Genomic DNA, 7528 nt, shown 5'->3' on the forward strand with positions numbered 1-7528 from the left:
GCCCGGCCCCCACCCCTCGAGGGGGCGATGGCGGGCCCGAACCCGGCATATGCGGCGCGCAAGATACCGGACCCGACCCTCTCCCGTCCCGATTTTCGGTAACTCGTGGGAACCGACACACTACGCGCGGTAGACATTGGCATATGACGATCCTGACGACGGCCGCCAGCACCCCCGCCCTCGACGGCATCGACGCGCGTACCGCGCCCGCCACCCAGGTCACCCCGCAGGGCGCCGCCTGGCTGGCCTCCGCTTCCGCGCATCCGGGGAGCACCCTGGCCGCGTGGGAGGGGCGGCCCGACGCGCAGGCCGTGCTGCCCTGCGGGACCGCCTTCGACGTCGTCAACGTTCCGCTCGTCCTCGGCCGGCGCATGCTCGACCTGCTCTGGGAGCGCGGCCCCGGGTCCGGGCCCGCCGCCGTGCACCGGGGGCGGATGCTGCTCTTCGCCTCGCCCGGTACCGCCCAGCGGCTGCCCGCGCTGCTCGCCTGGGAGGAGTGGGGGCCCACCGCCCCGGCGCCGGCGCCCCTCTGTCACGGGCACGGCGACGCCGTGACCGTGCCCCCGCTGCGGCCCGGCCCCGGGCCCTCGCGGTGGCTGGTGGCGCCGGACACCCGGATCCCCTGGCTGCCCGGCCCGGACTGCCTGCTGTGGGCGTTCCTGCACGCCGCGCGGGGTCCGGCCCAGGTATCGATTTTTGGTTCGGCGGATTCGGGTGCTAGTGTCTACGACGTCAGCAAGCGCCGCTAGCTCAGTTGGTTAGAGCAGCTGACTCTTAATCAGCGGGTCCGGGGTTCGAGTCCCTGGCGGCGCACAGACGGGAGAAGGCCCCCACTCATCGAGTGGGGGCCTTCTTCGTGCCCGGCGTCAGGTCGTGATCTTCACCGTGTACGCCCCCGACAGCGTCCGGTCCGCCACCTCGATGGTGATCCGCTCCCCCGGGACGGTGAAGGTCTCCCCGACCTCCAGCGGGGCGTCGGCCAGTGGCGGGTACACCGAGCGGTCCCAGCAGGCCTCGGTGCGCGGGTGGCCGTCCAGGACCTCGATCGGGCCGCCGCCCGAAGCCGCCTCGTTGCGGACCCGGTAGACCAGGACCCCCTCCGTGCAGGTGTCCCCGTCGTTGCCGGCGGAGCCGCGCGCCTCGACCGCGATCGCACTGCCTGGGCCCGTACGGATCACCGCGAGCCGGGTGCCGCCCGTGGCGCCGGGCTGCAGGGGCTGTGAGAGCGGCTGGAGGGTGTGCAGGGAGGTCCCGGAGCGCACGCAGTCGACCTGGGAGGCGTCCAGCCAGCCCAGCTTCCACTTCTGCCAGCCGAAGAGGTCCGGGGCCATCCCGAACTGGCTGCCCATGACGTCCCAGTCGCCGACGTACGTGTCCCAGTCGCCCTTGCCGTCGGCCGGACGGTGGTAGAGGTCGGGCAGGTCGAAGACGTGCCCGGTCTCGTGCGCCAGCACGTTGCGGTCCGGCGGGTGCCGCTCGAAGACGGTGACGATCCGGCGCAGGTCGGTCCCGTCGGCGCGCAGCGGGCGGTCGAAGTTGACGACCTTGGTGGCGTCGGAGTCCACGCCGGGGGCGTTCGGGTCGGCGACGAAGTACACGATGTCGTAGCGGCTGAAGTCCACCGACGGATCGGCGGCGGCGACCGCGTCCCGCAGGTAGGCGGCCCGGGCGTCCGGGGCCCAGTCGCGCTGTATCCCGTACGCGGTCGACGGCCGGGGCATCCGGATCCACTGCTGCTGGGGGTGCGGCACCAGCCGGAAGCGGCCGTAGGAGGCCCGCTCGAAGAAGTCGCTGGTCGCCGGGAAGTAGTCGGCGGCCAGCTCCCGGGGGGTGACGGCGGTCTGGTGGTCGGGGAAGGAGAGGAAGACCATCACCGCGTTGAGCGTGCGCACCGGCTTGGGATAGGCCCGGTTCCAGGTGTCCAGGCCCAGGGAGTGGTGCGCGGCCGTGCGGGTCAGCGCGCAGGGCCCGCCGGTGGCGGGTCCGGCGGCGACGGCGGGTCCCGCGACGAGTGACGTGGCGGCGAGCGCCGTCATCGAGGTGAGGATGGCCGCCGTACTTCGCATGCGGGAGCGGTCCACTCCCCCGGGTGTCAGCTGTCGCGGCACATCGACCTCCGGTAGTGGATTCGTCCTGTTCCATCCACCTTGAGGTGATTGGCTTATTTATGCATGGTTCCTCTGCCCCACACGAGTGAGCACTACGGCAAGCCGGTGACGCCGGGAGTTGACGTACATATCTACGGAACGTCACGACCGATCACCCGAGAACAGAGTGGGTCCGGTGTGCTCACGGGTGCGCGGAATCGGTCATCCGGTGGCGGCCGACGGGGTGTCAGCCGCGCTCCGACGGAACGTCAGCACGGCGACGGGCCGTGCCCCACACGGCGACGCCGCTGGATAGGGCCTCCGGCAGCCTCTATGATCGGCACACTTTCCTGCACCGACACTCACGAACACTGCGGGAGCCAAGGGTGAACGGAAGCTCAGAGGGAACCGGTTCGGCGGCCGACAGCATCCGATCGGCCCTTACGGAGCGTCACCCCGCAGTGCCGGCCGTGCCGGGCATGTCGGCGCCGCCGGCCGGTGCCGACGTCAGGGCGGCCGGGGTGATCGGCGCTGCGGCGGCGGGCGGGGCGCGCGACTACCGCGCGGCCTTCGACGCGGCGCACCTCGCCATGGCCGTCGTCGGCCGCGACGGCGACGTCATCGCCGCCAACCGGGCGCTGGCCGCCCTGCTGGGCAGCGAGCCGCACGAACTCACCGGGCAGTGCGCCGCCGACCTGGTGGACCTGGCCGCGGAGGCCCGCACCTGGCAGGCCTACCAGGAGGTGCTGCGCGGACGTCAGGCCCGGCTGCGCTGCACGCGCCGCCTCAAGCACCCCGACGGGCACTCGCTGTGGACCGAGGTCACCCTGGGCCCGGTGCCCGGGACCCCGGACGTCCTGCTGTCCGTGGCCGACATCAGCGACCGGCGCGACCTCCAGGCCCGGCTGCGCCACCTCCAGATGCACGACCCGGTGACCCGGCTGCCCAACCGGGCCCTGTTCTTCGAGCGGCTCTCGGCGGCCCTGGAGTCCTCCGCGTACGGCAGCGGCGGGACCGGCCGGATCGGCCTGTGCTACCTGGACCTCGACGGGTTCAAGGCCGTCAACGACACCCTGGGGCACCGGGTCGGCGACCGGCTGCTGACCGCCGTCGCGGCCCGGCTGACCCACTGCGCCGACCAGTCCGGGTACGGGCGTTCGGGCGGGCACCTCGTCGCCCGGCTCGGCGGCGACGAGTTCGCGCTGCTGGTGGAGGACTCGACCGGCACCGAGCAGCTCGCGGACCTGGCGCGCAGCGTGCTGGCCGCCGTGCAGGAGCCCTTCGACCTGGCCGGGCAGCGGCTTTCGGTGTCCGCGTCGATCGGGGTGGTCGAGCGGGACGCGGCCGGGACCTCGGCGACGGGCCTGATGCAGGCGGCGGACACGACCCTGTACTGGGCGAAGGCGGACGGCAAGGCCCGCTGGACCCTGTTCGACCCCGAGCGCAACGCGCACCGGATGACCCGTCAGGCCCTGTCGAGCTCGCTGCGTCCGGCGGTGGAGCGTGGCGAGTTCGAGCTGGAGTACCAGCCGCTGGTGGACCTGGAGAGCGGGGTGGTGCGCGGGGTCGAGGCCCTGGTGCGCTGGAACCACCCGCAGTTCGGCACGTTGACGCCGAATCGGTTCATCGGGATCGCCGAGGAGGACGGATCGATCGTCCAGCTGGGCCAGTGGGTGCTGCGTACGGCGTGCCGGCAGGCGCGGCGCTGGCAGATCGAGCAGCCCAGCGACTCGCCGGTGTTCGTGTCGGTGAACGTGGCCGTGCGCCAGGTGTGGGACTCGGACCTGGTGGGCGACGTCGCGGAGATCCTGGCCGAGACCGGGCTGGCCCCTCAGCTGCTCCAGCTGGAGCTGACGGAGTCCGCGGTGATGGGTTCGGCTGGGCGGCCCCTGCAGGCCCTCCAGGCGCTCAGCGACATGGGCGTGCGGATCGCCATCGACGACTTCGGGACCGGGTACTCGAACCTGGCCTACCTGTCGCGGCTGCCGGTGTCGGTGCTGAAGCTGGACGGGTCCTTCGTGCGCGGCTTCCGCTACGACGAGGGCGCCCACCCGAACCCGGCCGACGAGACCATCGTGGAGGCCCTGGTGCAGCTCGCGCACCGGCTGGGGCTGACGGTGACGGCCGAGTGCGTGGAGACCGCCGGGCAGGCGGCCCGGCTGCGGCGGGTGGGGTGCGACACCGGTCAGGGCTGGCTGTACTCGCGTGCGGTGGCCCCGGAGCGGATCGCCGAGATGATCAGCGCCCGCCCGGACGTCTCCGGGCGCTGAGGTCCGGACGCCCGCGGGCGCACGGCCGCCCCCGGCCTGCGGTCAGGCGCGGGGGCGGCCGGCGCTCGGCGCCGGGTGGGGGGATCAGCAGGCGCCGAGGTCCTTCCAGACGCCCCATTCACCGGTGGTGCCGGGCACCTCGTTCTGGGTCCACCACTGGGCCTTCCACTTCCGGCCGTTGTACGAGACCTCGTTGCCGGCCGTGTAGACCTGGCCCGCCGGGGTGCTGCCGCAGCCGGTGCTCGGGGGCGTGGTCGGCGGGGTGGTCGGGGGCGTCGTGGGCGGGGTGGTGGGCGGCGTCGTCGGCGGGGTGGTGGGGGGCGTGGTGGTGCCGCCGAGGGCGTCGTTGATCTGGTTCAGCAGGGTGGTCTTGTCGTCCAGGCCGAGCAGGGAGTACATCATCGCGCCGGCCAGGCCGCGGCTCTTGCCGTAGTCGACGCGGGCCTGGATGGACTTCTGGTTCAGGCCGGTGAAGAACTCGCCGTCCTTGTAGAAGTACGAGGCCTTGGCCTGGTCGTCCCAGAAGGTGGTGGCCGGGTTGTCGACGATGCCGCCGAGCTCCTTGTAGTTGGCGATGCCGGCCTGCTGGGAGGTCGGACGGGCGCCGGAGGGGCCGGTGGCGGGCTGGGCGAGGCCGTTGGTGGTGCCGGCGGGGACGCCCTTCCAGCCGCGGTAGTAGAACTCGTAGCCCAGGGTCAGCTTGCCCGCGGGGAAGCCGCCCGCGATGCCGTAGGCCGGGTTGCCGTCGAGCCAGGAGTCGATGGCGTTCTTGATGCCGTACTTCTGGGTGCCCGGGGCGATCGGGTCGGTCGGGTCGGCGGCCGAGTCCAGCAGCGGGGACTGGTGGTACGTGGGCCCGTCGCCGTCCCAGGCGCCGTGCATGTCGTACGTCATGATGTTGGCGTAGTCGAGGTACGAGCCGATCTTGTCGGTCTCGATGTACTTGATCTTGTCCTGGCCGGCCGGGAGGGCCGCGGTCAGCAGGTACTTCTTGCCGCCGTTGGCCTGGCCGTAGGCGTCGAGCTGGTCGCGGAACTCCTTGAGCAGCAGGGTGAAGTTCTGCTTGTCCTCGGGGGCGTAGTGGTTGCCGAGGTGGCCGCCGGAGGAGCCCGGGTACTCCCAGTCGATGTCGATGCCGTCGAAGATCCCGGCGGCCGTGCCCGGACCGCCGTAGCCGTCGGCCTTGGGCAGGTTGCCCTTGATGTACTGGTCGATGCAGGAGGACACGAACTTCTTGCGGGAGGCGTCGGTCTTCGCCGCGTCGCTGAAGTACTTGGAGTAGGTCCAGCCGCCGATCGATATGTTGATCTTCAGGTTGGGGTACTTCGCCTTCAGCTGCTTGAACTGGTTGAAGACGCCCACGATCGGCTGGTCCCACTTGTCGGCGACCCCGCTGACGCTGTCGGCGGCGCCGAAGGACTTGCTGTAGTCCGCGTACGAGTCGCCCGCCCCGTCACCGGCGTTGGGGTTGTTGTCGTCGCCCGCCGCCTTGTTCGCCTCGAAGCAGGTGAGGTCGGTGGGGTGGATGTTGCCGAAGGAGTAATTGATGACGTCGAGCTTGCCCGCGATGCCCCGGGTGTCCAGGTGCTTGGGGTAGAACGCGTTGCCGTACACGCTCCACTGGTCGTAGTAGGCGATCCGCACGCCGCCGGCGGCGGTTCCGGAGGCGGCGGCGGTGGCGGCCCCGGCCGCCTGGGCGGTGCCGATTCCCGCGAAGGCGGCCAGTGCCCCGGCTGCCAGCGCGGCCGTGGCGGCGGCCGCGACGAGGGGTTTACGGATGTGCATGAACTGCCTCCGGGGGGTGGGAGGGGAGGGCATCAGCTTCGGGTGAGAGAAGTGATAGCGATCACGGCACACCCGAGTCAATGGTTTGGACCAAATAAGGACTAGACCACTGAGCCGGTATATCCCCTCGTCAGAGGCTTGGGCGCACAGCAGAAACCGCCCGCCACCCCGGGTGACGAGCGGTTTAAGGATGTCTTGGGTCATGCTCCGGCAAGGTTTCGGCAACAAACCAGCCAAACCACGTTCTCCTGCGTCCGGTTGGAGTCGAGTCCGGAACTAGGCGGCCGTGGGCATGCTGTACGCATCTGCGACGAGCTCGTACGAGCGCAGCCGGGCGGCCCCGCTGTGCGCGTTGGTGGTCAGCATCAGCTCGTCCGCGCCCGTCCGCGCGGCCAGCGCGTCGAGCCCGGAGCGGACCTCGTCGGGCGTGCCGTGGACGATGTTCGCGAGCCAGCCGTCCACGAACTCCCGCTCCAGCGGCGAGAAGGGGTACGCGGCCGCCTCCTCAGGGGTCGGGACGAGCCCCGGCCGGCCGCTGCGCAGCCGGAGCATCGACAGCGCGCCCGTGAGCACCTGCGCCCGCGCCTGCTCCTCGGTGTCGGCGGCGAGCGCCGCGACCCCGATGAGGGCGTACGGGGCGTCCAGCACGGCCGAGGGGCGGAAGCTCTGCCGGTAGAGGTCCAGGGCGGGCAGGGTGCCGGCGGCGGAGAAGTGGTGGGCGTACGCGAACGGCAGCCCGTGCTCCCCCGCGAGGCGGGCGCTGAAGCCGGAGGAGCCCAGCAGCCAGACCGGGGGCCGGGCGGCGGGCCCCTGCACCGGGCCGGGGACGGCGTGCACGCGGGAGTACGGGTGCCCGTCGGGGAAGTCGTCGTCGAGGAAGCGGGTCAGCTCCGCGAGCCGGCGGGGGAACTCGTCCGCCGCCTCGTCCAGCCGTCCGGGCCCGCGCAGGGCGGCGGCCGTGCGGGGGTCGGTGCCGGGCGCCCGGCCGAGCCCGAGGTCGACCCGTCCGGGGGCGAGGGCCTCCAGGGTGCCGAACTGCTCGGCGACGGCCAGCGGGGCGTGGTTGGGCAGCATGACCCCGCCCGAGCCGAGGCGGATGCGGGAGGTGTGCGCGGCGAGGTGGGCCAGGATCACCGCCGGGGAGGAGCTGGCGACCCCGGGCATGGAGTGGTGCTCGGCCACCCAGTGGCGGTGGTAGCCGCGGGATTCGGCGAGCCGGGACAACTCCACGCTGGTGCGCAGGGACGCGTGGGCGGTGCTGCCCGCACCGACGGTGACCAGGTCGAGGACCGACAGCGGCACCGGCGCCGTCCCCCGGACGGTCCCGCGGACGGGATCGCCCGCGGCGGCCTCCGGAGCGCCGGCCCCTGCGGCGGCGTGCCGTGC

The 7528-nt window shown here is 72.3% G+C and carries 5 protein-coding genes and 1 tRNA gene; 3 read left to right on the forward strand and 3 right to left on the reverse strand.

What is annotated here, in order from left to right; translation table 11 throughout:
- Positions 1-143: 143 nt before the first annotated feature.
- Together VR44_RS42035 and VR44_RS31170 are read left to right on the forward strand one after the other, a co-directional pair.
- Complete coding sequence (locus VR44_RS42035) at positions 144-749, forward strand: bifunctional DNA primase/polymerase (RefSeq protein WP_063778990.1); 606 nt, start codon at positions 144-146, stop codon at positions 747-749.
- Positions 740-813 (forward strand) — tRNA-Lys (locus VR44_RS31170). Before VR44_RS42035 ends, VR44_RS31170 begins: the two co-directional genes overlap by 10 nt.
- A 53-nt stretch (positions 814-866) precedes the next feature.
- Here the strand turns inward: VR44_RS31170 and VR44_RS31175 are convergent.
- Complete coding sequence (locus VR44_RS31175; RefSeq protein ID WP_094192036.1) at positions 867-2066, reverse strand: M6 family metalloprotease domain-containing protein; 1200 nt, start codon at positions 2064-2066, stop codon at positions 867-869.
- Positions 2067-2437: 371 nt separating this feature from the next.
- Here VR44_RS31175 and VR44_RS31180 point away from each other — a divergent pair, with 371 nt between their 5' ends.
- Positions 2438-4357, forward strand: coding sequence for a putative bifunctional diguanylate cyclase/phosphodiesterase (locus VR44_RS31180; RefSeq protein WP_211275156.1), 1920 nt, complete (start codon positions 2438-2440; stop codon positions 4355-4357).
- 84 nt (positions 4358-4441) lie between these two features.
- On the opposite strand, the gene VR44_RS31185 is transcribed toward VR44_RS31180, so the two are convergent.
- Positions 4442-6142, reverse strand: a complete 1701-nt coding sequence (locus VR44_RS31185; protein ID WP_045950975.1) for a glycosyl hydrolase family 18 protein — start codon at positions 6140-6142, stop codon at positions 4442-4444.
- Between the two features lie 276 nt (positions 6143-6418).
- Entirely contained in the window at positions 6419-7444 is a 1026-nt protein-coding gene (locus VR44_RS31190) for an LLM class flavin-dependent oxidoreductase (RefSeq protein ID WP_063778991.1), read from the reverse strand.
- Positions 7445-7528 lie beyond the last annotated feature (84 nt).

It is taken from the genome of Streptomyces katrae (genome assembly GCF_000966975.1).
Classification (GTDB): Bacteria; Actinomycetota; Actinomycetes; order Streptomycetales; family Streptomycetaceae; genus Streptomyces; species Streptomyces katrae.

Coding starts and splice junctions, on each gene's coding strand:
- VR44_RS42035 (WP_063778990.1), top strand. CDS start 144: ATGACGATCCTGACGACGGCCGCCAGCACCCCCGCCCTCGACGGCATC.
- VR44_RS31175 (WP_094192036.1), bottom strand. CDS start 2,066: ATGCGAAGTACGGCGGCCATCCTCACCTCGATGACGGCGCTCGCCGCC.
- VR44_RS31185 (WP_045950975.1), bottom strand. CDS start 6,142: ATGCACATCCGTAAACCCCTCGTCGCGGCCGCCGCCACGGCCGCGCTG.